This window comes from Deinococcus maricopensis DSM 21211 (assembly GCF_000186385.1).
GTDB classification, from domain to species: domain Bacteria; phylum Deinococcota; class Deinococci; order Deinococcales; family Deinococcaceae; genus Deinococcus_B; species Deinococcus_B maricopensis.
In genome coordinates this window covers 168,946-195,364 of the sequence record NC_014958.1, presented here as the reverse complement: position 1 = coordinate 195,364, position 26,419 = coordinate 168,946, and the positions used below count along the sequence as shown (strand labels likewise).

19 protein-coding genes are annotated in these 26,419 nt (G+C 70.1%); 12 read left to right on the top strand and 7 right to left on the bottom strand.

Annotation, left to right across the window (positions count from 1 at the left end):
- Window positions 1-34 precede the first annotated feature (34 nt).
- Entirely contained in the window at window positions 35-505 is a 471-nt protein-coding gene (locus DEIMA_RS00860) for a peroxiredoxin (RefSeq protein ID WP_013555338.1), read from the bottom strand.
- A 437-nt stretch (window positions 506-942) separates the two neighbouring features.
- Between DEIMA_RS00860 and DEIMA_RS00855 the strand changes: the two genes are divergently transcribed.
- From DEIMA_RS00855 to DEIMA_RS00820, 8 genes are all read left to right on the top strand, one after another.
- The gene (locus DEIMA_RS00855) at window positions 943-2,790 is read left to right on the top strand and encodes a putative bifunctional diguanylate cyclase/phosphodiesterase (RefSeq protein WP_013555337.1); all 1,848 of its coding nucleotides are present in this window, start codon (window positions 943-945) and stop codon (window positions 2,788-2,790) included.
- A 251-nt stretch (window positions 2,791-3,041) separates the two neighbouring features.
- Entirely contained in the window at window positions 3,042-3,812 is a 771-nt protein-coding gene (gene rfbF, locus DEIMA_RS00850; protein WP_043816327.1) for a glucose-1-phosphate cytidylyltransferase, read from the top strand.
- Window positions 3,813-3,816: 4 nt separating this feature from the next.
- A complete protein-coding gene (gene lhgO / locus DEIMA_RS00845; protein WP_013555335.1) occupies window positions 3,817-5,052 on the top strand; it encodes an L-2-hydroxyglutarate oxidase in 1,236 nt (411 codons plus the stop codon).
- Window positions 5,049-6,122 carry an NAD-dependent epimerase/dehydratase family protein gene (locus DEIMA_RS00840; RefSeq protein WP_013555334.1) on the top strand — a complete coding sequence of 358 codons (1,074 nt, stop codon included), beginning with the start codon at window positions 5,049-5,051 and terminating at the stop codon, window positions 6,120-6,122. Before lhgO ends, DEIMA_RS00840 begins: the two co-directional genes overlap by 4 nt.
- Window positions 6,119-6,676, top strand: coding sequence for a dTDP-4-dehydrorhamnose 3,5-epimerase (gene rfbC / locus DEIMA_RS00835; protein ID WP_013555333.1), 558 nt, complete (start codon window positions 6,119-6,121; stop codon window positions 6,674-6,676). The genes DEIMA_RS00840 and rfbC overlap by 4 nt, the downstream gene beginning before the upstream one ends.
- On the top strand, window positions 6,673-7,977 hold the full coding sequence (locus tag DEIMA_RS00830) for an NAD(P)H-dependent oxidoreductase (RefSeq protein ID WP_013555332.1): 1,305 nt from the start codon (window positions 6,673-6,675) through the stop codon (window positions 7,975-7,977). Before rfbC ends, DEIMA_RS00830 begins: the two co-directional genes overlap by 4 nt.
- 188 nt (window positions 7,978-8,165) lie before the next feature.
- Window positions 8,166-9,788, top strand: coding sequence for a carbohydrate-binding domain-containing protein (locus DEIMA_RS00825; protein WP_013555331.1), 1,623 nt, complete (start codon window positions 8,166-8,168; stop codon window positions 9,786-9,788).
- 137 nt (window positions 9,789-9,925) lie between these two features.
- Window positions 9,926-10,438 carry a hypothetical protein gene (locus DEIMA_RS00820; RefSeq protein WP_013555330.1) on the top strand — a complete coding sequence of 171 codons (513 nt, stop codon included), beginning with the start codon at window positions 9,926-9,928 and terminating at the stop codon, window positions 10,436-10,438.
- Window positions 10,439-10,587: 149 nt separating this feature from the next.
- Here DEIMA_RS00820 and DEIMA_RS00815 read toward each other — a convergent pair whose 3' ends face one another.
- From DEIMA_RS00815 to DEIMA_RS16600, 5 genes are read right to left on the bottom strand one after another with little or no spacing between them, the layout of a single operon-like run.
- Window positions 10,588-12,042, bottom strand: coding sequence for a right-handed parallel beta-helix repeat-containing protein (locus DEIMA_RS00815; protein WP_013555329.1), 1,455 nt, complete (start codon window positions 12,040-12,042; stop codon window positions 10,588-10,590).
- A complete protein-coding gene (locus DEIMA_RS00810) occupies window positions 12,039-13,283 on the bottom strand; it encodes a glycosyltransferase family 4 protein (RefSeq protein ID WP_013555328.1) in 1,245 nt (414 codons plus the stop codon). The genes DEIMA_RS00815 and DEIMA_RS00810 overlap by 4 nt, the downstream gene beginning before the upstream one ends.
- A complete protein-coding gene (locus tag DEIMA_RS00805) occupies window positions 13,280-14,383 on the bottom strand; it encodes a glycosyltransferase family 4 protein (protein ID WP_013555327.1) in 1,104 nt (367 codons plus the stop codon). Before DEIMA_RS00805 ends, DEIMA_RS00810 begins: the two co-directional genes overlap by 4 nt.
- Window positions 14,380-16,197, bottom strand: a complete 1,818-nt coding sequence (asnB, locus tag DEIMA_RS00800) for an asparagine synthase (glutamine-hydrolyzing) (protein WP_043816325.1) — start codon at window positions 16,195-16,197, stop codon at window positions 14,380-14,382. Before asnB ends, DEIMA_RS00805 begins: the two co-directional genes overlap by 4 nt.
- A gap of 22 nt (window positions 16,198-16,219) precedes the next feature.
- The gene (locus tag DEIMA_RS16600; RefSeq protein WP_013555325.1) at window positions 16,220-17,419 is read right to left on the bottom strand and encodes a glycosyltransferase; all 1,200 of its coding nucleotides are present in this window, start codon (window positions 17,417-17,419) and stop codon (window positions 16,220-16,222) included.
- Between the two features lie 454 nt (window positions 17,420-17,873).
- On the opposite strand from DEIMA_RS16600, the gene DEIMA_RS00790 reads away from it, so the two are divergent.
- The 4 genes from DEIMA_RS00790 to DEIMA_RS00775 all read left to right on the top strand — a co-directional run bounded on the left by DEIMA_RS00790 (window position 17,874) and on the right by DEIMA_RS00775 (window position 24,028).
- A complete protein-coding gene (locus DEIMA_RS00790) occupies window positions 17,874-19,256 on the top strand; it encodes a UDP-glucose dehydrogenase family protein (protein WP_013555324.1) in 1,383 nt (460 codons plus the stop codon).
- Window positions 19,253-20,224 carry a UDP-glucuronic acid decarboxylase family protein gene (locus DEIMA_RS00785; protein ID WP_013555323.1) on the top strand — a complete coding sequence of 324 codons (972 nt, stop codon included), beginning with the start codon at window positions 19,253-19,255 and terminating at the stop codon, window positions 20,222-20,224. Before DEIMA_RS00790 ends, DEIMA_RS00785 begins: the two co-directional genes overlap by 4 nt.
- A gap of 77 nt (window positions 20,225-20,301) precedes the next feature.
- Window positions 20,302-21,735: an exopolysaccharide biosynthesis polyprenyl glycosylphosphotransferase gene (locus DEIMA_RS00780; protein WP_013555322.1), complete on the top strand. Its 1,434-nt coding sequence runs from the start codon at window positions 20,302-20,304 to the stop codon at window positions 21,733-21,735.
- A gap of 358 nt (window positions 21,736-22,093) precedes the next feature.
- The gene (locus DEIMA_RS00775; RefSeq protein WP_013555321.1) at window positions 22,094-24,028 is read left to right on the top strand and encodes a right-handed parallel beta-helix repeat-containing protein; all 1,935 of its coding nucleotides are present in this window, start codon (window positions 22,094-22,096) and stop codon (window positions 24,026-24,028) included.
- A 134-nt stretch (window positions 24,029-24,162) separates the two neighbouring features.
- Here the strand turns inward: DEIMA_RS00775 and DEIMA_RS00770 are convergent, their stop codons facing one another.
- On the bottom strand, window positions 24,163-26,397 hold the full coding sequence (locus DEIMA_RS00770; RefSeq protein WP_013555320.1) for an ATP-binding cassette domain-containing protein: 2,235 nt from the start codon (window positions 26,395-26,397) through the stop codon (window positions 24,163-24,165).
- Window positions 26,398-26,419: the final 22 nt, after the last annotated feature.

The window sequence follows — 26,419 nt, the reverse complement described above, 5'->3', positions numbered from 1 at the left end:
AGGCCGGGCGGATGGCCCGGCCTGCCTCACGTGGTCAGGCGAGTGGGGCCTCATGCTGGCGCAGAGCCGCGAGGACCTCGCCCGCGTGCGTGTTCGGGTCCACCTCCGTCCAGTGCTCCACCACCACGCCCTGCGGGTCGATCAGGAACGTCTGCCGCTTCAGGCGCCGCGTCTCCTCATCCTCCACCACCGCGTCCTCCAGCACCCCGTACACCCCCCCGATCCGCTCCCCCGCGTCGGACAGCAGCGGGAAGCTCACCCGGCACACGTCCCGGAACGTCATCTGCTGCGCGCCCGTGTCGCTGCTCACGCCCACGATGTTCGCGCCCAGCGCCTGGAATTCCGGCATCAGCGCCTGGAACCGCCGCGCCTGCATCTGGCAGTGCGTCGCGTGCGCCCGCGGGAAGAAGAACAGCACCACCCACTGCCCACGCCACGCGGACAACGCCAGCGGCGGGGTGGTGTCAGGAACGTCCGGAGCCAGGTCGCCAACTTGAATCGTCATAGGCCGCACTCTACCGGGTGGCTGTGAAGAACACGCCACGCGACCGCGGGAGCAAACGCACAAAAAGTTCAGGAGGACTTGAGGGGTCGTTCATGGCGGCCTGCCGCGCGCAGCCTACGGTGGGAGCTGGCACGCTGCTCATTCGTCCGCGTCATGAGGGGCGGGTGGGCGCGCGCCCACCCGCCCACGGGCGGAAACGTCCTGAATGACGCCCGCCGGGGGCGCAGGGAAGCTGCACCAGCGGCGGGCCAGCACGAGGGCGGCGGGCTGTTAAGGGCTCATCCACGGTTTTTAAAGTTCGCGTTTACATTGCGACGCAAACGCGCTTTGCGGTCGGGCCGCTGCGCATGCTGGGCGTCAGACCCCCGTCAGGGACGACCTCTCCCCCACTCACGGCCTGCTCGTTCGTCCTGCCCCCGAAAGGAACCGGACGACCCATGCCCACGCCCCATCAGGAACAGACGCGCCTGGAGACGCTCACACGCTTCCGTGTGCTCGGCACGCCCCCGGAAGCGGAACTCGACCGGCTCGCGCAGCTCACCGCGGGACTGTTGCGGGCGCCCGTCGTGCTCATCAACCTGGTGGCGGACGGGCACGGGTGGTTCAAAGCGCACCACGGCACCCCCCGCACCTCCCTGCAGCGCGGGGACCTGCCGTGCGCGCACGTCATCGAGCGCGGCGCGCTCACGGTCTTCCCGGACATGACCCTCGACGAACGCACCGCCCGCAGCGCGTTCGTGACCGAGGACCACCTGCGGTTCTACGCGGGCGCGCCGCTCTGCACGCCCGAGGGGGTGTGCCTGGGGACGCTCGCGGTGCTCGCGCCTGAGCCCCGCGCGTCCAGTGACCGTGAAGGCGCACTGCTGCGCGACCTCGCGGTGGTCGTCATGGACGCGCTGCGCAGTCGCTGCGTCATTCTCGAATTGGAGGATGCCAGGGCGCACATCCGGACGCTCGCGTTCCACGACCCGCTCACAGGCCTCCCGAACCGCGCGCTGCTCACCGAGCACCTCGCGCGCGCCCACGCGCACGCCGAGCGGCACGGGGAGGCGTTCGCGGTCATGCTGCTCGACCTGGACCGCTTCAAGCTCGTGAACGATACGCTCGGGCACGGCGTCGGCGATCAGCTGCTGCGTGGCGTCGCGGGGCGCCTGCGTCACGCGGTGCGCGCTGAGGACATCGTCGCGCGTTTCGCCGGGGACGAGTTCGTGCTGCTCCTCCCGGACCTGCACGACGCCGCGCACGCTGAGCGGCTCGCGCAGACGCTCATGGACGCGCTCGCCACGCCCTTCACGCTCGACGAGCACGTTCTGCACGCGCATTTCAGTGCCGGCATCAGCTTCTACCCGGAGGACGGCGCCACCGCCGAGGCGCTGCTGCGCGCCGCAGACATCGCCATGTACGAGGCGAAACTGGCGGGACGGGGCCGCTGCCGGACGTACAACGAGGACATGCGCCGGCAGGCGCACGCGCGCCAGCAGCTCAAAGCGCGCCTCGGTCACGCGCACTTCCACCTGCACTACCAGCCGCTCGTGCATCTGGGCACCACGCAGGTGGTGGGCGTCGAGGCGTTCCTGCGCTGGCCGCAGGCGGACGGGTCGTGGCTGGCGCCGCAGGCGTTCCTGCCGGTCGCGGAGGAGAACGACGTCATCAACCGCATCGGGCGGTGGGTGCTGCGCGAGGCGTGCGCGCAGCTGCAGGCGTGGCGCGCGACCGGGCGGGTCGAGCCGGACGTCTACGTGTCCGTGAACCTCTCGGAGCGGCAGTGGCAGCACCCGGACCTGCCGGCGCAGGTACAGGCGCTGCTGCACGACACGGGCCTGCCGCCCCACTGTCTGGTGCTGGAGTTGCCGGAAGGGGCGCTCGTGAGCGCTGCCGACGCGGCCCTCCGCACAGCGCAGCAGCTGGTACGGGCGGGGGTGCGCGTGGCGCTGGACGGGTTCGGGTCGGGCCTGTCGAACCTCACGCAGGTGCAGGCGCTGCCGTTCGGGCAGTTGAAGATGGACCGCGCGTTCGTGGCGCCGCTGGACGGCGCGCCGCACGCGGGGACGCTCGCGGAGGCGATCATCGCGCTCGGGCACGGGCTGCATGTGCCCGTCGTCGCGAAGGGCGTCGAGACGAAAGCGCAGGTGCAGGCGCTGCGGGCGCTCGGGTGTGACCTGGGGCAGGGCTTCTGGTTCGGCGCGCCGCAACCGGCGCAGGCGTGCACGTTTCTGAGGCCGCGCGTGAGCGGCGCGGCCCACGCCCCGCACGCGGCGCCGGGTGGGCCTCCACTGGAGTCGTGAGGGCCGCGCACAACGGATGATCAGGGGCGAAATGCGCCATGCATGACGGTTGCTCAGGGCCTTTGCAGACGCGCCCTCTGGCAGGCGGATGAGTGTACGGTTACATTGCCTATAAGACCACCCGCCACCGCGTGATGCTCACGCACGCGCCGCTTCCGGAACCCGTCCACGCGCCTGAAGGCCCGCCCGCAACGGCGAGTCGTTTCGTCGTCTGGACTCAACCGGCCTCACCCGCCCCCGAGGTGCCGACCATGAAAGCAGTTATTTTCGCCGGAGGCTTAGGCACGCGCATCAGCGAGGAAAGCACCGTCCGCCCGAAACCGATGATCGAGATCGGCGGCCGGCCCATCCTGTGGCACATCATGAAGACGTACGCGTCCCACGGCATCACGGACTTCGTGGTCCTGTGCGGCTACAAGCAGTACATGATCAAGGAGTACTTCGCGAACTACTTCCTGCACATGTCCGACGTGACGTTCGACATGCGCACCAACACGCCCCGCATTCACCACGCGCACGCCGAGCCGTGGTGCGTCACGCTCGTCGACACCGGCGAGGACACCATGACCGGCGGACGCCTGAAACGCGCGCGGCAGTACCTCGAAGGCGAGACGTTCTGCCTCACGTACGGCGACGGCGTCGGCAACGTGAACATCCGCGCGACCATCGACTTCCACCGCCGCGAGGGGAAACTCGCGACCATGACGGTCGTCCAGCCCCCCGGCCGTTTCGGCGCGGTCGCCATCGACGAGGGGCACGGCGTGCGCAGCTTCCAGGAAAAACCCAACGGGGACGGCGCGTGGATCAACGGCGGGTTCTTCGTGCTGGAACCCGACGTCCTCGACTACATCGACGGGGACACCACCACCTGGGAGGCCGAGCCGCTCCGTAACCTCGCGCGCGACGGGCAGCTCAGCGCGTACCGGCACGCCGGGTTCTGGCAACCAATGGACACCCTGCGGGACAAACACGTCCTTGAGGAGATGTGGCGGGAACGGCAGGCTCCCTGGAAGGTGTGGTGAGCGCGTGCGCTTCGATTACGCCATCGTCGGTGGCGGCATCGTCGGCCTCGCCACCGCGCACGCCCTCGCGGAACGCTTCCCGGACGCGTCCATCCTGCTGCTCGAAAAGGAGGACGGCCCCGCGCGGCACCAGACGGGCCGCAATTCCGGCGTCCTCCACTCCGGCATCTACTACGCGCCCGGCAGCCTGAAAGCGCGCCTGTGCGCGGCGGGCGTGCAGTCCATGATGCGCTTCTGCGACGAGTACGGCATCCGCTACGAGCAGTGCGGGAAGGTCATCGTCGCCACGCACGCGCGGGAACTGCCGCAACTGGAGCGCTTGTACGAGCGGGGCCTGCAGAACGGCCTGAACGTGCAGCGCCTCACCAGCGAGGAGGTCCGCGCGTACGAGCCGCACGTGCAGGCCATCGCGGGCATCCGCGTGCCGTCCACCGGCATCGTCAGCTACCGGCACGTGAGCCTCACCCTCGTGGACCTGGCGCGCGCACGCGGCACGGACGTGCGGTTCGGCACGCGCGTGGAGCGCCTCACACCCACCGCGCACGGGTACGACATCGGCACGACCGCCGGGGACTTCACGGCGCGCGTCCTCGTGAACTGCGCGGGCCTGCACAGCGACCGCGTCGCGCGCCTCGCCGGCACCGACCCGGGCGCCAGCATCGTCCCATTCCGCGGTGAGTACTTCGAGCTACGCGAGGACCGCCGGCACCTCGTGCGCGGCCTGATCTACCCCGTTCCGAACCCGGACTTTCCGTTCCTGGGCGTGCACTTCACGCGCATGATCGACGGGAGCGTCCACGCCGGCCCGAACGCCGTCCTCGCGTTCCAGCGCGAAGGGTACCGCAAAACCGACGTGAACCTCCATGACCTCACGGAAGTCCTGCGCAACCCCGGCTTCCACACGCTCGCCCGCAAGCACCTGCGCGAAGGCGCCATGGAAATGCTGCGGTCCTGGTCGAAAGCGGCGTTCGTGCGCAGCCTCCAGGCGCTCATCCCGGAGGTCACCGCGGACGACATCGTGCCGTGCAGCGCGGGCGTACGCGCGCAGGCCATGGCGGACGACGGGAAACTCGTGGACGACTTCCTGCTCGTGGACGGCCCGAACGCCCTGCACGTCTGCAACGCCCCCTCCCCGGCCGCGACGTCCAGCCTGGAAATTGGCCGCGTCATCGCGGCGCGCGTGCCCGGCATCGCGCCCCTTACGCCCGCTCGCCCCCCTCTCGAAGGAGTGTACGCATGAACGTCCTGATCACCGGCACTGAAGGGTACCTCGGGTGCATCGTCGCGCCCGCCGTGATGCGCGCCGGCATGCACGTGAGCGCCGTCGACACCGGCTACTACCGTGGTGGCTGGCTGTACCACGGCGTGGACGCGAGCGCGCCCACGCAGTTCAAGGACATCCGGCACATCACGCCCGACGACCTGCGCGGCGTGGACGCCGTCGTGCACATGGCGGAACTGTCGAACGACCCACTCGGGCAGCTGCTGCCGAACATCACGTACGACATCAACCACCTGGGCAGCCTGCGCCTCGCGCGCATGGCGAAGGCCGCGGGGGTGCGCCGCTTCGTGTACATGTCGTCGTGCAGCGTGTACGGCGTCGCCGAAGGCAGCGACGTGGACGAAACGAGCGCCGTGAACCCGCAGACGGCGTACGCGGACTGCAAGGTCCTCGTGGAGCGCGACCTGCGGGCACTCGCGGACGACACCTTCTCCCCCACCTACCTGCGCAACGCCACCGCGTTCGGCGCGTCGCCGCGCATGCGGTTCGACATCGTCCTGAACAACCTGGCAGGCCTCGCGTACACCACCGGCGAGATCCGCATGACGTCCGACGGGACGCCGTGGCGGCCACTGGTGCACGCCAGCGACATCGCGCGCGCCATCGTGTGCGTCCTCCAGGCGCCACTCGAGGTGGTTCACAACGAGGTGTTCAACGTGGGTGACACCGCGCAGAACTACCGCGTGCGCGACATCGCGCAGATCATCGCGGGCGCGTTCCCCGGCTGCCAGCTCAGCTTCGGCGAGAACGGCAGCGACAACCGCAGCTACCGCGTGTCGTTCGAGAAGATCAACACGCGCCTGCCCGGCTTCCGCTGCGAGTGGAACGCGGAGCGCGGCGCCGCGCAGCTCGCCGCGCTGTTCGAGCGCATCAACCTCACGCGCGCCGAGTTCGAGTCGCGCGGGTACACGCGCCTGAAGATGCTCGAGCACCTGATCGCCACCGGGCAGATCGACCAGGACTTCTTCTGGACGGACCCGTTCCAGGCACCCGCGCGCCCGCAGGCGCTCGAAGGGAGCCTCGCGTGATCTTCACGGAAACGCCCCTGCGCGGCGCGTTCATCATCGACGTGGACGTCCGCGAGGACGAACGCGGCGGGTTCGCGCGCACGTACTGCGGCCGGGAGTTCGCGGAGCACGGCCTGAAGGTGGACGTCGCGCAGGCGAACCTCAGCTTCAACCACAAGGCCGGCACGCTGCGCGGCATGCACTTCCAGTTGCCGCCGTTCGCGGAGACGAAACTGGTGCGCTGCACGCGCGGCGCGATCCTCGACGTCATCGTGGACCTCCGCCCGGACTCGCCCACGTACCTGCAGCACGTCGCCGTGGAACTCAGCGCCGAGAACCGCCGCGCGCTGTACGTCCCGGAGCTGTTCGCGCACGGGTACCAGGCGCTCACGGACGGCGCGGAGGTCGTGTACCAGGTCGGGGAGTACTACACGCCCGGGCACGAGCGGGGCCTGCGGCACGACGACCCGCGCCTCGGCCTGCAGTGGCCGCTGCCCGTCACGGTCATTTCCGCGAAGGACGCCGCGTGGCCGCTCCTGACGGATGAACGCACCACCGAGGGGGTGCTCGCGTGATCATCGTGGATACGGCGCTGCGGGCGCGCGAGGCCGCCGGGGATCCCGTGCGCGTCGCCATGATCGGGGCGGGCTTCATGGGCCGCGGCGTGGCGAACCAGATCATCAACAGCGTGCCCGGCATGCGCCTCGTGGCCGTGTCGAACCGCACGCTCGACACGGCGTACCGCGCGTACCGCGAGGCGGGCGTCGAGGACGCCCGCGAGGTGCGCAGCGTCGAGGAGCTGGAGGACGCCATCCGCGCGGGCCGCGCCGCCGTCACCGAGGACGCCCTGCTGCTGTGCCGCGCGCAGGGCATCGACTGCCTGATCGACGTGACCGGCGACGTGGAGTTCGGCGCGCACGTCACCATGGACGCCATCGCGAACGGGCGGCACATGGTCACCATGAACGCCGAACTCGACGCGACCGTCGGGCCCATGCTGAAGGTCCTCGCGGACCGTGCGGGCGTGATCTTCACTGCTGCCGACGGGGACCAGCCGGGCGTGCAGATGAACCTGTACCGGTTCGTGCGCAGCATCGGCCTGACGCCGGTGCTGTGCGGGAACATCAAGGGCCTGCAGGACCCGTACCGCACGCCCACCACGCAACAAGCCTTCGCGGAACGCTGGGGCCAGAACCCGTACATGGTCACGAGCTTCGCGGACGGCACGAAAATCAGCTTCGAGCAGGCCATCGTCGCGAACGGCACCGGCATGCGCGTCGCGCAGCGCGGCATGCGCGGCCTGGACTTCCCCGGCCACGTCGACGACCTCAAGGCCCTGTACGACGCGGACGAGCTGCGCCGCCTCGGCGGCGTCGTCGATTACGTCGTCGGCGCGAAACCCGGCCCGGGCGTGTTCGTGTTCGCCACACACGACGACCCGAAGCAGCAGCACTACCTGAACCTCTACAAGCTCGGCGAGGGGCCGCTGTACAGCTTCTACACGCCGTACCACCTGTGCCACTTCGAGGTGCCACTGTCCGCCGCGCGCGCCGTGCTGTTCCGCGACGCGGTCCTGCAGCCGCTCGGCGCGCCCGTCGTGGACGTCGTCACCACCGCCAAACGCGACCTGAAGGCCGGCGAGGTCATCGACGGGCTCGGCGGGTACATGACGTACGGGCAGTGCGAGAACGCCGACGTGACCCGCGCGGAACGCCTGCTGCCCATGGGCCTCGCGGAGGGGTGCCGGGTGCTGCGCGACGTTCCGAAGGACACCGTGCTCACGTACGCGGACGTGGACCTCCCGGCGGGGCGCCTGGCCGCGCAGCTGCGCGCGCAGCAGGACCGGCACTTCGCGCCCGTGGAAGTGCTCGGGTAACAGGCGCCCGGACGAGCGGCGGGCCGCCCGCGCCGGACTGGCGCGGGCGGCCCGCCGCTCGTGGATGCTCAACAGGTGCGCAACTGGCCAGGCGTCAGAATAGGGGAAACCCCGCATCGGAGCTGCCCCTGAGCGCGCGCCTGCGCGGCACGCGCCCTGAACCTCGCCCCCGTCACAGGAGTGAATGCATGCCGAACCGCCCTTCCCGCCGCCTGCCCGGCCGGCGCGTCCCTCACCTTGCCCTGACCCTCGGCGTGCTGCTCGGCGCCTGCAGCCAGCCACCCACCCCGCCGACCAGCAGCGCCGCCGCGCAGTTGGAGGCCGAAGTGGGCGGATTCTCGGCGCAGCAGGTCCTGGACCCCCGCAGGGGCGCGCGCGTCATTCAGGATGAGGACGCGAATGGCGGGCAGGCGCTCGTGCTGCTCGGCACGGGCGACGAGGTGCGCTTCACGGTGCCGCGCGCGCTCCGCGCGGGGCGGTACGACGTGCGCGTCCGCGCGCGCGGCGAACAGTACGACGGCGCGCCCATCGTGGCGCTGTCGCGCGGCGGAACGCCGCTCGGCACGGCCACGCTCGACAATGACTCGTACGCCATGCGGAACTTCGGCGCGGTGGACGTGCAGCCCGGGCAGACCCTCACGGTCACGTACTTGAACGACGCGCACGGCGGCCCCGGTCAGGACCGCAACGCCGTCGTGGACTACCTGACGCTCACGCCGCACGGCGCCGCGAACGTACCGCCGAGCGTGACGCTGCGCACGGCAACGAACGGGGACGTGCCTGCCGGGAACGTCTTCGAACCGAACCACCACGTGACGCTCGAAGCGCGCGCCGACGACGAGGACGGCCGCGTGGACCGCGTGGACTTCTACGACGGCGACACGCTCGTCGGGTCGGACCGCACGGCGCCGTACACGTTTGTGCTCAGCACTGAACGGGACGTGGGGCTCGAAACGAAGTACCCGCGGACCCTCACGGCCCGCGCGGTGGACAACGACGGGGCGAGCACCACGTCGAACGACGTGACGGTGGTGGTCGGCCCGTCGAGCCGGCCGACGCTGCAGCCGCTGCGGGCCGTGAACTTCGGCGGGTCGGCCACCCTGGTGGACGGCGTGTTCTACGACGCGTCACCCGCCGGCGTCACCACGAACGGCGACGCGAGCGCGAACGCAGCAGACGCGTCGCTCGTGCCGCCTATCATGACGCCCGGGCGGGAAGCGCTGGTGCGCAGCGCGGTGTCGCGGCGCGGCCCGCTGGACGTGCGCGTGAACGTCCCGAACGGCACGTACCGCGTGTACCTGTACGTCCTCGCGGACGACCGGGCCCGGGCGGTAGACGTCCTCGCGGAGGGCCGCGCGGTCGCGCACTACACGCCGAACACGCCAGGCCGCTGGGACAAGCTCGGGCCGTGGGAGGTCGCCGTCCGCGACGGCGCGCTGAACCTGACCGGCACCGGTGCGGGCGCAGAGCGGTTCGCGGCGCTGGAGGTGTGGCGCCTCCCACAGGCGGGCGATGTGCGCCCGGTCGTGCACTTCACGCCGCCCGGCGACCCGGTGAGCGAGTACCCGGCGGGGCAGCCCATTCCGCTGACGGCAGACGCCAGTGACCCGGACGGACGCGTGGACCGCGTCGTGTACTACGCGTACTCCCTGACGGGCGCGCCCGTCGCGAAGATCGGGGAGGCGACGACCGCGCCGTACCGCGTGACGTGGTCAGGCGCGCCGAGCGGCCTGTACGAGGTGGTGGCGCAGGCGATCGACAAGACGGGCGTGGCGTCAAACGTCGAGAAGAAGCTGGTGTCCGTGCAGTAACCGTCGCCCGCGCGGACGCGCAGATTTGCGTGTTCGCGCGCGTGGCGTCTGATAAACCAGGGGGTGTGGGTGGGCGGCGCGTGGGGCGCGCCGCCCACCGCATCGTGCTGCGCGGACGCGCGGCAGACAGGAGTGCCATGCCCAACACGAAGATGCCCGCCCTGATGACCCTGACCCTCGCGTGCGCGTTCGGCGCGGCCCACGCGCAGACCGTGAGCAGCGAAGCGAAGAACCTGCGCGTCCTGCAGGACGACCTGCCGCTGTGCTACGACGCGGCGGTGTACGTGAACGACAAGTCCAACGCCGCGCTGGAGAAGAAAGCCGAGGCGCGCATGGCCGCGGCCCTCAAGAAACTCGGGCTGCCCGCCAGCGAGTACGACGACGCGGAGGACTGCGCGCGGGTGCTGATGCTGACGTTCGAACTGGACAACTCCGACGGCTACACCGCGTTCACGGACAACATGGAGTTATTCACCTACAACGCGTACGACGAGGACGTGGACCTGTCCAGCGCGTCCATCTGGTCGCAGGGCGTGTGGGGCGGCAAGCGCACGAAGGCGTCCGCAGCGGACATCGAGCAGAAACTCAACGAGAACCTCGACAAGTTCCTGAAGGCGTTCAGCGACGACTTCAAGGCCGCCACAAAGTAACGCGGCCCGGGCGAGCCGGGCCGCGCGCCGCAGGACTGCTGGCGCCTCACCTCTGGCGCGTCCGGTTCGAGGAGCCGTTGGACGGTTGAGCGCGACGGGCAGGAGCATGGGCGGCCCCCAGGGACCGGGAGCCGCCCACACTGCTGGCGTTACTGGCTGACGCGCCCGACCACGGGCGTTTCCACGTCCGCGAACTGGTTCTGCGTGACGACCGTGTCCGTGTTGTTCTCATTGGCGTACACGCCGGTCCCGACGTGCGCGAAACGGTTGCGGTCAATGCGGGTGCGGGTGATGCCGCGCTCGATCAGCACGCCGATCACCGGGCCGTCGAAGGTGTTTCCGCTGACGGTCAGGCCGTGCCCGCCGACAATCAGGCCGCTGCGCGCCCATGGGGCGGCGCCCATGACCGTGTTGTTGCGGACGATGATGCCGTCCGACTCGATGCGCAGGCCGCGCCGCGTGCCGCGCGCCTGGTTGCCCTCGATCAGCACGTCACGCGCGCCCGGGCCGCCCGCCCAGGCGTTCACGCGGATGGCGTCCTCCTCGTACACGGGCGGCGTGCCGCCACTGCCCTCAATGGTGTTGTTCAGGACCTTCGCGCCGATGACGGAGTGCAGCAGGATGTACGCGGACCCGTCCGGCGCCCACGGCTGACGGTGCCGGACGGTGTTCCCCTCGATGAGCGCGTCGCGGACGCTCGTGACGGTCGGGCCGTACGGCATGATCTTGATGCCGTCCTTGCCGAATACGTCCACGGTGTTCGCGCGGTACGTGACGTGGCTGAGGCCCTCGGTTTTGGTGGCGGTGTTCGCGAGGTTCTTGAAGCTGTTCCCCTCCGCGAGGAAGTACTCGCCGAGCGTGGCGAACAGCCCGAGGCCGCCGGACGGGTTGCCGTTCGGCGCGCCGAAGCCCACGAACGCGTTGTTCTGCCAGCGCTGGTTCGTGGTGCGGGACGCCCAGCCGCCGGCACCGCCGGCGCTCTGGAAGGTGGACTGCCGCGTGGTGACGCCATCACAGTCGATGAATGCGACGCCGTTCGTGGGGGCCTGCACGACCGTGACGCCCACGACGGTGACGTTGCGGCCGTTCATGACGCGCACACCGTCGATGTTCACGTGGTACGGGTCGGCGCGCGGGTCGCGTTCCCCGACGATACGCAGCCCCCGCACAGTGACGTTCACGGGGCGGGTGAGGTGCAGCATCCCGTCGAGGTTCCCGCGCGCGTACCCGCGTCCGGCCTTCAGGGTCGCGCCGTCCCCGAGGATCGCCTGATCGTGGTAGTTCTGCAGGTGCACGGGCCCGCGGGTCAGGTACGTGCCCGGCGGGAACAGCAGGTCGCGGCGGCCCGCGGCGGCCTGCGCGGCGCGGTTCAGGGCGGCGGTGTCGTCGGTGGTGCCGTCGCCGCGCGCGCCGTAATCGCGGACGTTCACGGGCGCGGTGCGCGCGGGCGCGGCGAGGCTCGCCAGCGCCGCGAGGCTCGGGTGGGCGGGCGGGTCGACGTGCGGAGCGGTCACGAGGCCGACACTCAGGAGCGCGGTCGTGGTGACGACCGCCAGGGTCGTGCGAGCGGCGGGGGCAGCGCGGTCCGGGGCAATTGAGGTCATACGGGCTCACCAGAGGAACGGGTCGTGCGGGCGGCAGGACGGGCGGGCCGGAGGGCGCGCGCGTACGCGGCCAGCAGGGTGGGCGCCTGGTGCTCCCAGGCGAGCGCGTCACGCATGCGCGCCTGCCCGGTGCGGCCCATGCGGGCGCGGCGTTCCGGGTCGGCGAGCAGCGCGAGCAGGCGATTCGCGAAGTCCGCCTCGTCGCCGCTGGTGGCGTACTCGGCGGCGTCGCCGGCGGAGTGGCGGCCTTCGGTGAGGTCGAACTGCAGGGTGGCCTTGCCGAGCGCCATGTACTCCAGGACCTTGTTCATGGTGCTGACGTCGCTGTACGGCGTTTTCGGGTCGGTGGCGATGCACAGGTCGCAGGCGCTCAAGCGCCGGATCAGGTCCGTCTGGTCGGTGAGCATGCCGGTGAATTCCACGTACGCGTCCACCTGCAGTTCGCGGCTGAGCGCCTTGAGGGGTTCCAGGGATGGCCCCCCGCCGATGATCATGAACTTGATGTCGGTGCGTCCACGCTGCACGACGGTGCGGACGATGCGCAGCAGGGCGTCCAGGCCGTCCTGCGAGCCGAGCACGCCGACCCACCCGACGAGGAACTGGAAGCCGGCGCGGTGCACGTCCCCACCGGGCAGCGGCGTGAAGCGGTCCAGGCGCGGACCGCTGCGAACGGTGTAGATGTCCGCGTCGCGTTTGCGGCCGCGCGTGCGGGCGAGGCCGCGGACGCTTTCGTTCGTGGCGATCACGACGTCCGCGAGGGCGTACGTGAGCCGCTCCGCGAGTTTGAGCGCGTGGTACGGGAGGTCCCGGCGGCCGAACTTCGCTTCGTACATCTCGAGGGCAGCGTCGTGCTGGTCGAAGATGAAGCGCGTGCCGAACAGCAGCTTGAACGGCGCGGCCACGAGGAACAGCAGGTCTGGCGGGTTGCAGGCGTGGATGACGTCGAAGCCGCGTTCGCGGCGCACGCGCCACGCGAGGCGCGTCTCGTGCCACAGCGCCGTGAGGTACTCGCGCACGAACGTCAGGGCGCCCTCCCCTTCGGGCGGGAGGGGGTGGCGGTAGATGTGGACGCCTTCGAGCACCTCATGCGCGGCGTCGTGGCCGCGGCCCATGGGGCTGATGACGCTCACGTCGTACCCGGCCTGCTGCAGGGTCGTGGCTTCCATCCAGACGCGGCGGTCGACGGGGACAGGCAGGTTCTCGACGATGATCAGGGCGCGGGGGCGTGCGGGGGTGGTCATGCGGGCTCCTGGGGGGCGCGGGGGTGGCGCGGCGCGGGGGTGGCGGTCACGTCGCGGTACACGGCGTCGAGCGTGGCGGCCGTGCGCTGCAGGTCGAACTGCTGGCGGGCGCGGGCGTACGCGGCGTGCCCGAGCGGCTGGCGGGCGGCGGGCGCAGCGAGCAGGGCGCTGAGGGCGTCGCACAAGCGGTCGGGATCACCAGGGGGAACGAGCAGGCCGCTCACGCCGTCCTCGATCAGGTCGGGGATGCCGCCGACGCGCGTGGCGATGATGGCGAGGCCGCGCGCCATGGCCTCCAGGATGGACAGCGGCTGCCCCTCATGATGCGACGGGAGGACGAGCAGGTCCGAGGCGTCCAGCAGGGCGCCTGCCTGGTCGGCGTCCACCCAGCCGGCGAACGTGACGGTGTCCTGCACGCCCAGGTCCCGCGCGAGGCGTTCCAGGTCCGGGCGGAGCGGGCCGTCGCCGGCGAACACCAGCCGCGCCTCGCCGGGTCGGCGGGCGGCCGCCCAGGCGCGCAGCAGGCTCACGGGGTCCTTGCGGTCAATGAGCACGCCCAGGAACAGCACCTGCGGGGCGTGGCCCGTCATGGTGCGCGGCGCGGGCGCGATGGCCACACCGTTCTGGGCGACGAGTGCGCGCGCGCGCGGCTCGGTGCGGCGCACGGCGTCCGCGAGGTCCGGCGCGAGCGTGATCACGCGGTCCGCGCGGCGCAGCGTGGCGCGAATGAACGCGCGCACGGGCAGGCGCGACTCGCGGTAGAACGTCTCGAACTCGCCCGCGTGGAGGTGCAGGACGGTGGGGACGCGCAGGACGCCCCGCGTGAGCCACAGCAGCACGCCCTTGCGCGCGAAGCTGCCGTACGCGGCGGAATGCAGGTGCACCACGGCCGGACGGTCGCCGAGGCAGCGCCACAGCAGCGCCGCGGTGCCGCGCGCGAACACCGCGAGGCGGTGCGCGGGGCTGCCGTCGTCGTGCGTGACGATGTGCTGCACGCGCCAGTCACGGAACAGGGTGGTGCGGGCGAGCGCGCGGGCGTACCCGGCCATGCCGCCGCGCGCGCGCGTCGTCACCCACACCGCGCCGGGCGGACGGGTCATGCGGGCACCGCTGCCTGAGGTGCGCGGGCGTGCGCGGCCTGCAGCCACAACTCGAGGCACAGCGCCGTCCACGCGAGCTTCGCGCCGCCGGTGCTGGCGAGCGCGGCCGGGCTGAGCAGGCCCTCCAGGGTGGCGCGGTCCAGCCACGCGCGCAGGCCGGCGTTCGGTGCGAGCAGGTGATCGTGCACCATGCCGCGCAAGGTCGGGTCCTCGCGGAGCCACTCGGCGAGCGGCAGGCGGAAGCCGCTCTTCGGGCGCGTGAGGACCTGTCGGGGCAGGTTGGACGCGAACGCGCGGCGCACCGGCATCTTGCCGCGCAGGCCGCTGAGTTTCACGCGGTCCGGCAGGGCCACCGCCCACGGCGTGAGCTCCAGGTCCAGCAGCGGCACGCGCTGCTCGATGGACGCCTGCATGGTGGTGTAGTCCCCGCGGTGCAGGAGGTTGTTCGGCAGCCACGACTCGAGGTCGAGGACCTGCATGCGCTGCAGGTCACTCCAGGCGCGCGGGTAGGCGCGCAGGCGGTCCTCCACCCAGGCGCGCGCGCGTTCGGGTTGCGCGCCGCCGCGCATGAGAGTGCTCATGAGGGCGACCGGGGCGGCGTCGTTCTCGAACCAGCGGAGCCAGCGGTCTGGGCGTTGCGCCCGCGCGAGCGCGTCAGCGGCGATGCCGACGCGGCTGCGGCGCCCCAGGCGCGGCGCGAGCGAACGCATGGCCGGCCCGAGAATGCGGGCGTAGCGGTCCGCGGCGTACTTCGGGTAGCCGGCGAAGGCTTCGTCGCCGCCCTCACCGGACAGGACGACCTTCACCTCGGTGCCGGCCGCGAGGGACAGCTTGAGCATGGCGATGTCGGCCGGGTCGGCGAGCGGGCCGTTCAGGCTGCCGGACAGCACGGGCGCGAGGTCCGCGAAGTCCGCGGCGCTCACCTGCACCTCGCGCAGGCGCGCGCCGATCACGTCCGCGACGGCGCGCGCGTACGGCAGTTCGCTCGCCTCGGACGTGGCGCCCTCGAACCCGACAGCGTACGCGCGGATCGGTTCGCTCGTCGTGCGCGCGAGGCGCTGCGCGACGACGCTGGAATCCAGGCCGCCGCTCAGGAAGCACCCGAGCGGCACGTCCGCCATGGTGTGGTGCTCGACGGTGTCCGTGAAGCGCGCCCGCACCTCGGCGTCCGTAGGGGCGGGCGCGCCGGGCGCGCGGTGCCGCTCGACCTCTTCCGCGAGGCTCGTGAAGCGGACATGGCGGACCTCGGCGTGCGCGCTGATCACGAGGGCCGTGCCGGGCTCCAGGCGGTGCACGCCCTCGTACAGCGTGTGCGTTCCGAACGCGTACCGGTGCGTGAGGGTCTCCAGCACGGACGTGAGGTCGAGCGTGGGCGTGACGCCCGCCTCGTGCAGCAGCGCGCCCAGCTCGGACGCGAAATGCACGGCGCGCGGCGTGCGCGTCCAGAACAGCGGCTTGATACCGAACGGGTCGCGGGCGACGGTGGTGCTGCCGTCGCGGGCGTCGTGCACGGCGAAGGCGTACATGCCGCGCAGGCGCGCGAAGCCGGCTACGCCGTGCGCGAGGTACAGGCCGAGAATCACCTCGGTGTCACTGCGCGTGGCGAAGCGCTGACCGCGCGCCTCCAGGTCGCGGCGGAGGGTGAGGTGGTTGTAGATCTCGCCGTTGAACACGATGGTGACGGTGCCGGTCGTGTCCGTCATGGGCTGCGCGCCGCTGGCGAGGTCCACGATGCTGAGGCGCGCGTGACCGAGCTGCGCGCTGCCGACACGGGTCTGCGCCTGCGCGTCGGGGCCGCGGTGATGCAGGGCCATGATGCCCAGCGGAGCGGGGGCGTCAGAGACGCTTCCAAGAATGCCGCACATGGACGTTCCCTCCTTGTTGACGCGGGCGCGGCACGGCGCCCGAAAAGACTTCACTGAAGTGCGAAACCATCCGCGGGATGGAGAACAGCGTCTCGGCGCGCTCGCGGCCCGCCGCGCCGTACGCGGCGCGCACCTGCGCGTCGCGGGCGAGCGTGAGCATGGCGTCCGCGTACTCGCCGTGATCGCCGTCCGTGATGAGCGCGCCCGTCTGCTCCGGGACGATCAGCTCGTTCGGGCCGAAATCAATGTCGAACGCGACGGTCGGCAGCGCGCACGCCATCGCCTCCACGAGCACGTTCGCGAACCCTTCGGTGTGCGAGGTGAGCAGGAACGCGTCGTGCGCGCTCAAGAACGCGATCGGGTCGGGCACGTACCCGACGAAGCGGACGGTGTCGTCCACGCCGAGCGCGCGGGCGCGCGCCTCAAGGGCGGCGCGTTCCGGCCCCTCGCCGGCCACGTCGATGGTGAACGGCACCTGTTCGGCCTTGACGCGCGCGGCGATGTCCAGCAGCCGCGCGAATCCCTTGGCGGGCACCAGGCGGCCCATCGCGGCGAACCGCACGGGCTCGCCGGGCCGCGCGGAGCGGGTGGGCAGCGGGGGCGGCAGGGGCGTGGCGTTATGAATGACGTGCCCCCGGTTCAGGGGCGCGCCGCCCGCGACGAGCTGGTCGTGGAGGCCCTGCGTGGGCGCCACCCAATGGTCAGCCTGCGCGACCACCCAGCGGCGCAGCAGGCGCTTGAGTCGCCCGGCGTCGTCGAGGTTGTCGAGGGTGTTCTCCTCGTTGGCGACGTGCGCGAACGGCAGACGGCGGCGGTTCAGGGTGCCGACCGTGACGCCCGCGTACCACAGGCGGGAGTACACGACGTGCGGCTGGAACGCGCGAATGCGTTCCGCCAGCCGGGCGCGTGCACGGATAAGGTTGCGGGTGGCGTGCATTAGGCCGTGACCGCCGTCCGTGACGGGCGCAACGGCGAGGTCGTGGACGCGCAGGTCGCCCAGGTCCAGGCGGGCGTTGAGGGCGTCGTCGTGCGGGGCGCTGAATAGTGTGACGAGTTCGCAGTCGAACTGGGGGCGGGGGAGGTGGCGCAGCAGGTATGCAAGCTGCACCTCTGCGCCGCCGGGGCGCAGGGCAGGCAGGACTGCCAGGACTCGGCAGGTGGGGGCGGTCATGCGGGGCGCGCTGTTCGTCCGCGCGGACGGCGTGTGAGCGGGAAACGCTGGCGCATGGGTCGTCCTTTCGTGGTGCGTGAGGTGCGGTGGCCCGTTAACGCCAAGCTTAACGACGCTTGAGGGACCGCACATCTTGAGTAACAGCTGGTCAGTGCTGACCAGCTGTTACTCAAGGTGGCCCGAATGCGTGCCTCACGGGCGGAACAGGATCGCCGCCTAGAGTGCCCGTAATGAGGGACCTGAGGAGCATGAACCTGGTTTTCAGCTCTGGTGCCGCTGGGCTGCGGAGGTGCTGGTGGAGAGCGGCGTTGACGCGGTTGATCTCTGGTGAACAACGGCTGATCAGGGAATGGACAGCCGTTGTGCATGTTCGGGGTTCTCTTACCCTCTACACATCAGGCCAAGCCCCCCTCCCTCGCCGGCTTCGGCGAGGCGCGAAGCTGCGGAGAACAGCATGAACATCACCATCGTCGGTACAGGGTACGTTGGACTCGGAACGGCCATCATGCTCGCCTACCTGGGCTACCGCGTGACTGGTCTCGACACTGACCTTCAAAAGATTGAGCGGCTGCGTGCCGGGGACCTACCCATCTATGAGCCGGGCCTGGACGAGCTGCTGCGGCAGGCGCAGGGCAACCTCACGTGGACGACCTCGTACGAGGAATCGATTCCAAAGGCGGACATCATCTTCATCTGCGTGGGCACGCCCGCGCTGCCGAGCGGCCAGCCGAACCTCACGTACCTGGAGAGCGCGGCGCGCAGCGTCGCGCGCAACCTGGACGGCAAGACGCAGATCATCGTGAACAAGAGCACGGTGCCGATCGGGACCGCCGACTGGATGACCCGCATCCTCGAAGAGCACGCGGTGCACTACCACACCAACCGCTACGACATCGTCTCGAACCCGGAGTTCCTGCGGGAGGGCACGGCGCTCAGCGACAGCCTGTACCCGGACCGCATCGTGCTCGGCGGGCGCCCGTGGGCCGTGGCGCGCCTGCATGAGCTGTACGCGCCGCTCATCGAGCAGTCATTCACGCCGCCTCCGCACGTGCCGCGCCCCAGCGGGTACACCCGGCCGGCGGTCGTGAACACGACGCTGACCAGCGCGGAAATGATCAAGTACGCTGCGAACGCGTTCCTGGCCCTGAAGATCAGTTACGCGAACGAGATGGCCGGCCTGTGCGAGTGCGTCGGTGCGGACATCGAGGAGGTGACGGGCGGCATCGGCCTGGACGCGCGCATCGGCACGCGCTTCCTCGCGGCGGGCGCCGGGTGGGGCGGCAGCTGCTTTGGGAAGGACACCAGCGCGCTCGTGAGCACCGGCGAGGAGTACGGGTACGACATGCCCATCCTGCGCGCCGCCATTGACGTGAACCGCCGTCAGCGCACCCTCGTCATCGAGAAGTTGCAGCGGCACCTGCGCCTGCTGAAGGGCAAGCGCGTGGCGGTGCTCGGTATGGCCTTCAAGCCGAACACCGACGACCTGCGGGACGCGCCCGCGCACGACTTCATCGCGCGCCTCGCCAGCTTGGGTGCGTCCGTCGTGGCGTACGATCCGGTCGCCATGCCGCGCGCCCGGCAGGAGTGGGGGCACCTGCAGTACAGCGAGGCGCGTTCGGCGAGCGCCGCCCTGGCCGGCGCGGACGCTGTGATCATCGCCACCGAGTGGGACGAGTTCCGCCTGCTCGACTGGGACGCGGCGGTGCTGACCATGCGCACCCGCGTCGTGATTGACGCGCGCAACCTGCTGCGCATGCCGTTGTCGGTGGCGGCCACCGTGGAGCAGATCGGCAAGGACGCCGGACCGGCACCCACCATGGCGCAGGCGAGCGCATGAACGTCCTGCTGACCGGCAGTGCCGGCTTCGTCGGCTCGCACCTTGCCGAGCACCTCCTGCACGCGGGGCACACGGTCGTCGGCGTTGACAACTACCTGAGCGGGCAGCGGAGCAACACCGAGGCGCTGCGTGCCCACCCGCGCTTTCATTTCGTGCAGGCGGACGTCAGCCTGGGGCTGCACGAGGCGCACCTCCCGCCGGGCGTGGACGCGCTGGACTGGGTGCTGCATTTCGCGTCGCCGGCGAGTCCGCCGCATTACCAACAACACCCCATCGAGACGCTGATGGTGGGCGCGCAGGGCACGCAGTACGCCTTGGACCTCGCGTGGCGTCAGGGCGCGCGGTTCCTGCTCGCGTCCACGTCGGAGGTGTACGGGGACCCGCACGTGCACCCGCAACCCGAGGGGTACTGGGGGCACGTGAACCCGAACGGCGTGCGCAGCTGCTACGACGAGGCGAAACGCTACGCGGAGGCGCTCACGATGGCGTACCACCGCGCGCGCGGCGTGGATACGCGCATCATCCGCATTTTCAATACGTACGGTCCGCGCATGCGCGCCGATGACGGCCGCGTGGTCACGAACCTGATTCATCAGGCGTTGCGCGGCGAGCCGCTCACCGTGCACGGCGACGGGCAGCAGACGCGCAGCTTTCAGTACGTCACGGACCTCGTTGACGGCGTGCTCCGGTTGATGACCGTGACGCATCACGATCCCGTGAACCTCGGGAATCCGGATGAGTACAGCATCCTGCACTTCGCGGAGCTGGTGCGGGACCTGATCGACCCGCGCCTGCCGATTCACTTCACGCCCGCCGCGGAGGACGACCCACGTCAGCGCCGCCCGGACATCCGCAAGGCCGAGCAGTTGCTCGGTTGGGTGCCGCGCGTGCCGCTGGCGGACGGCCTCGCGCGCACCATTCTGCACGCCCGCCACCCGGGCGCGCCTGTGCTCGCCCACACGTCCTGAAGCCTTCATCGTCCCGGCGCCGCGTTGGTGGCGCCATTCAGGCGCTCCCCCCCGCGCCCGCCCCAGGAGGCCGCACCGTGAGTTTAGTTCCCGCGCAGGGTCAGGTCCGAGAGCACGTCCGTCACGCCCACACCAAAGCCCAGCTGTTCACGCGTCGGCGCGTCATGAACGGCGCGCTGCTCGCCCTGGGCGACGTGATCGCCCTGGAGGTGGCGTTCAGCGCCGCTGGCGCGCTGCGCGCCTGGCTGTTCAATCAGCCGATGTTGCCGTCGTGGAGTGGCGTGCTGATCGTCACGTGGCTGCTGGGGGCGTTCCTGCTGAAGCTGCTGCCGTCGTGGGGGGTGGGCGCCGCCGAGGAGTTGCGGCGCGTGACGGGCATGCTGGCCCTCACGTTCGGCGTGACGGTCGCGGCGATCTTCCTGCTGGGGCAGAGTGCCGACAGCAGTCGCGTGGCGCTGGTGGTGGGCGCGCTGTTCGCGTGGCCGCTGGTGCTGCTTGCCCGGTACGGGGTGCGGCACGTGCTGATTCGCGCGCGGCTGTGGGGCGTGCCGGCGGTGGTGTACGGCGCGCATGAGAGCGTCGTGCAGGCGTTGCAGGAGACGCCCAGCTTCGGGTACGTGCCGGTGGGCGTGTTCGACGATGAGCGGCGTGGCGCCGTGCGGGGCGTGCCGGTGCTCGGTTCGACCGCGCAGGTGAGCGGGGACGCGCCGATCGCGGTGGTGGCTATGCCGGCGCTACGTCACGCGGAGCTCGCGCCGTTGCTGGAGGGGCCGCTCGGGTCGTACCGGAAGGTCGTGGTGCTGCCCGAGATGGCGGAGGTGCCGTCGCTGTGGGCGACGTCCGTGGACCTGGGCGGCGTGCTGGGGCTGGAGTTGACGCGGAACCTGCTGGACCCGACGGCGCGGTTCCTGAAGCGCGCGTTCGACCTGCTGCTGGTGGTCGGTTCCGCGCCGGTGTGGGTGCCGGTGTGCGCGCTGGTGGCGCTGCTGATCTGGCTGGAGGACCGTCAGGATCCGGTGTTCCGTCAGGAGCGGCTCGGGGAGCACGGACGGGTGTTCTCGACGTGGAAGTTCCGCACGATGGTGCCGAACGCGGAGGCGGTGCTGCGGCAGCGACTCGCGGAGGACGCGGCGTTGCGCGCGGAGTGGGAGGCGCATTTCAAGCTGCAGCGGGATCCGCGGGTGACGCGGGTGGGCCGCTGGTTGCGCGTGACGAGTCTGGATGAGCTGCCGCAGTTGCTGAATGTGTTGCGTGGGGAGATGAGCCTGGTGGGGCCGCGGCCGTTGCCGGCGTACCACGAGGCGCAGTTGGTGCTGCGCGCGCGGATGCTGCGCAGTCAGGTGCAGCCGGGTCTGACGGGGTTGTGGCAGGTGTCCGGGCGGTCGCTGGCGGGGAATGCGGGCATGGAGCGGTGGGATCCGTATTACGTGCAGAACTGGTCGATCTGGTTGGATCTGGTGATTCTGGCGCGGACGGCGCGGGTGGTGCTTACGGGTTCCGGCGCGTTCTAGGATTTTCAGCTAGGTGTTTAAGTGGTGTCTTGCGCGAGCGCGCTTTGACTAAGGTCAAAGCGCGCTCTTTTTATGCTGTTCTCAGGTTTTTAATGAGCAATTTTTCCCACCTTATGCTCATGCTTCACATGTGTTAAATCATGCACGCCACGTGGACGCTTTTTGCGCCCACGTCTTCCACGTGAATTTCTTTATTACGCTTCCCTCAAGCATCCATTAAGCTTTACCTAAGCTTGAACGGGCTGAGACGAGGACCCCCTCGCCCCGCCGGTGCGCCCCCTGCGTCGGCTAGCCCTCCCCCGCCACCACCAACGTGCAGCCCTCTGCACGCCATCAATGCTGCACCCAGGAGCCCCCCATGCGTAAACCCACCCTCACCCACCTGATCGCCCTGAGCCTCCCCCTGCTGCTTGCCGCCTGCGGCAACACCACCAGCGCGCCCACGCCCGCCAGCAGCACCCCCGCGGAACTCAGCACCAGCCTTCAGGCCGAAAACGGCACCACCACCGACGTGACCCTCGAACCGCAGAGCGTCGTCGAACCGGGCGCCACCAGCGGCGCCATCGTCATCAACGACGCCAACGCCCAGGGTGGAAAAGCCGTCGCGCTGTTCAGCAACGGCAACAGCGTCCGCCTCAGCGTCCCCAGCACCCTCAGCAGCGGCACCTACGCCCTCAAGGTGCAGGCCCGCGGCGACCAGTACAACGGCGCGCCCATCGTCGCCCTGCGCATCAACGGCACCCAGAAAACCACCGCCAACATCACCAGCACCACGTACGCCCCGTACGCGCTCGGCAACTACGCCCTCAAACCCGGCGACACCATCGAAGTGATGTTCACCAACGACATCTGGGGCGGGACCGGCAAGGACCGCAACGCCTACGTCGACTACCTCGACCTGACCGCCAGCAGCACCGCGCCCGCCCCGGCCCCCACCCCCGCCCCGACGCCCGCCCCCACGCCCACCCCGACCCCTGCGCCCGTCACCGGCGGCGTGGACGTGAAGACCTTCGGCGCGAAAGGCGACGGCGTCACCGACGACGCCAACGCGCTGCAGAAAGCGCTCAGCAGCGGCCAGAACCTCGTCTTCCCCGCCGGCACGTACCTGATCAGCCGCCCCCTGGTGCTCAGCGGCACCAACGGCATCACCGTGAGCGCACAGGGCGCCACCCTCAAGGCCGCTTCCGGCTTCGCCGGCACCGCCCTGCTGCACCTCCAGAACACCACCGGCACCACCGTTCGCGGCTTCACGGTCATCGGCGCCACCCAGAGCGGCGCCTGGATCGACGGCATCCGCGTCACCGGCGGCAGCAACGCCACCATCGACGGCAACACCATCCGCAACCTCGGCGGCGACGGCATCACCGTCGAGAACGCTACCCGCACGGTCGTCAACAACAACACCGTCAGCGCCGTCGCCTACCACGGCGTGTGGGGCAACAAGGCCACGCAGCAGACCTGGACCAACAACACCGTCACCGGCTACGGCGCCACCAGCGGCAAACCCGGCATCGGCCTGCTCGGCACGCTCGGCGACACGTACGTCATCAGCGGCAACACCGCCAGCAACTACGGCAACACCGCCATGAAAACCGAAGGGGCCAGCAACGTCACCTTCAGCGGCAACACCGTGAACGGCTTCGCCCGCGACGGCATCAAGATCATGCCCTACCCGGAAGGCGGCGTGACCAGCGTCAAGAACGGCAACCTCGAAAACAACACCGTCCGCGGCTACACCGGCGCCGACGCCCTCGGCAGCAGCGCCTACCAGCTCAGCAGCGTCATCGGGGGCAGCGTCAAGAACAACGCCGCCTACGGCATGACCGGCGACAGCCCCAACGGCTACGAGGACGGCATCCGCCTCCAGGCGCACGGCAGCGGCCCCGTCAGCAGCAACATCACGGTCATCGGCAACAAAATCTACGATCAGATGGTCGCCATCCGCGTCCAGGGCAACAACAACACCATCCAGGACAACACCTTCGAGAACAGCACCCAGCAGGCCGTCGTGTTCAACCAGAACGCCAGCGGGAACGTCTTCACCGGCAACACCTTCACCGGCAAGGTCACGCTCGGCGTCCTGTTCGACCTGGGTGTGAGCGGCACGACCTTCCAGGGCAACACCTTCAGCGGCATGCTGAACGGCATCTACGCGGCCAACAGCGGCAACAACAACAACAACTTCCGCAACAACACGTTCGGCACGGGCGTCCAGAAGGCCATCACCTTCGCCGGCAGCGGCAACACCTGCACCGGCAACACCGGCAGCGGCGTCGCCACCAACTGCAAGTAACTCCACCCACCTGAACGATTCTCGCACCAGCACAGCAAGAACCCCACCTGCACGGGTGGGGTTCTTGCTGTGGGTAGCGTTGGGGACTGCTTGGGGGCGCGTGCGCTTGGCCCGCGCGCATACCGGGTGGGTCGTCAGGCGCGCACGTCCAGGTACTGCCCCGTGATGGAGCGCGGCGCGTGCAGCAGCCCGCTGGGCGGGCCCGCGTACAGGACCTCACCGCCCGCCCGGCCGCCTTCCGGGCCGAGGTCGATGATCCAGTCGGCCTGCCGGATGACGTCCAGGTGATGCTCGATCAGGATGACGCTGTTGCCGGCGTCCACCAGCCGGTCGATGATGCCCATGAACAACCCGATGTCGGACAGGTGCAGGCCCGTGGTCGGCTCGTCCATGACGTACACGCTGCCCTGCTTGTGCAGTTCCGTGGCGAGCTTCAGGCGTTGGCCCTCGCCGCCCGACAGGGTGCTGAGCGGCTGCCCCAGCTTCAGGTACCGCAGGCCCACGTCGTTCATGGCCTGCAGCACCGCCCGGATTTTCTTCTCGGTAAAGAACCCGAGGGCTTCCTCCGCGGTCATTTCCAGCACCTCGCTGATGTTCCGGCCGCGCAGGGTGTGCGTGAGCACGTCCGGCGTGTACCGCCGCCCCTCGCAGACCTCGCAGGTGGACGTGACGCCCTCCATGAACGCCAGGTCGGTGTACACCACGCCCAGGCCGTTGCAGTTCGGGCAGCTGCCCTCCGAGTTGAAGCTGAACAGGGACGCGTTCGCGCCGCTCGCCTTCGCGAAGGCCTTGCGGATGTCGTCCATGATGCCGGTGTACGTGGCGGGCGCCGAGCGGCTGTTCGCGCCCACGCGGGACTGGTCGATGACCACGGCGTCCGGGTGGCGCTCCACGAACACGTCGTTGATGAGCGTGCTCTTCCCGGACCCGGCGACGCCGGTCACGACCGTCAGCACGCCTGTGGGGACCTGCACGGTCACGTCCTTCAGGTTGTGCCGCGTGGCGTGCTCGATGGGCATCCAGCCGGTGGGCGTGCGGACCTCCGCCTTGAGGGGCAGCTGCTGGCGGAGGTGCCGTCCCGTGAGCGTGTCGGAGCGGGTCAGTGCGTCGTACTGGCCTTCGAAGACCACTTCGCCGCCGTGCATGCCCGCGCCGGGACCCATGTCCACGATGTGGTCAGCGATGCTCATGACGTCCGGGTCGTGCTCCACGACCAGCACGGTGTTGCCCTTGTCGCGCAGCTGCCGCAGCAGGCCGTTCAGGCGGGCGACGTCGCGGGCGTGCAGGCCGACGCTCGGCTCGTCGAGGATGTACAGCATGTCCGTGAGGCTGTTGCCGAGGTGGCGGATCATTTTGAGGCGCTGCGACTCGCCGCCGGACAGGGTCGCGGTGCCGCGCCCGAGGCTCAGGTACCCGAGGCCGATGTCCACCATGTGCGTGAGCCGCTCCGTCAGTTCGTCGGCGACGCGGCGGGCCGGGCCGTCCGGCAGGGCGCGCAGGAAGTCGATCAGGGCGGTGACTTCCAGGTCGGACAGTTCCGCGATGTTCCGGTCCTGAATGCGGCACGCCAGCGCCGCCTGTTTCAGGCGCGCGCCGTGGCACACCGGGCAGACCTGCGCGCGCGTGAACTGCTCAAACACGGCGCGGCTGCGTTCGGACATGCTGGCGGCGTCCTTGCGCGTAAAGCGTTCCATCAGGCCCAGGTACGTGAGGTTGAAGTCCGCGAACGTGACCTTCTGCCCGCCGGCGCCGTACAGCAGGCGGTGCATTTCCTCGTCGGTGTACTGCTCAAGGGGTTTGTCGTTGTCGAAGAAGCCGGAGTTCGCGTACGTCTTCCACATCCACTTGCCGACCTTGTAGTCCGGGTGGAGGATCGCGCCGCCGTTCAGGGACCGGCGCTGGTCGAGGAAGCGGTCGAGGTCGAGTTGCACGGTCTGGCCGAGGCCTTCGCATTCCGGGCACATGCCCTGCGGGGTGTTGAACGAGAAGTGGAAGGCCGGGCCGACGGCGGGCTGCCCGGCCCTGGAGAACAGGACGCGCAGGACGGCGGCGATGTCGGTGTACGTGCCGACGGTGGAGCGTGCGCCGCCGCCCACACGTTTCTGGTCGATGATGATCGGCGCGTTGAGGTGCGCGATGCGGTCGACGTCCGGCTGGCCGTAGTGCGGCATGAAGCCCTGTACGAAGGCCGTGAGGGTTTCGTTCAGCTGGCGTTGCGCTTCGGCGGCGACCGTGTCGAAGACGAGTGAGGATTTGCCGGAGCCGGAGACGCCCGTGAACACGGTGATCTGGTGTTTGGGAAGGTCGAGGTTGACGCTTTTCAGGTTGTTTTCTCGGGCACCGCGAATTTCGATGTGGGCGTGGGTCATGGGATTGGCTCCTGGGTGGGCA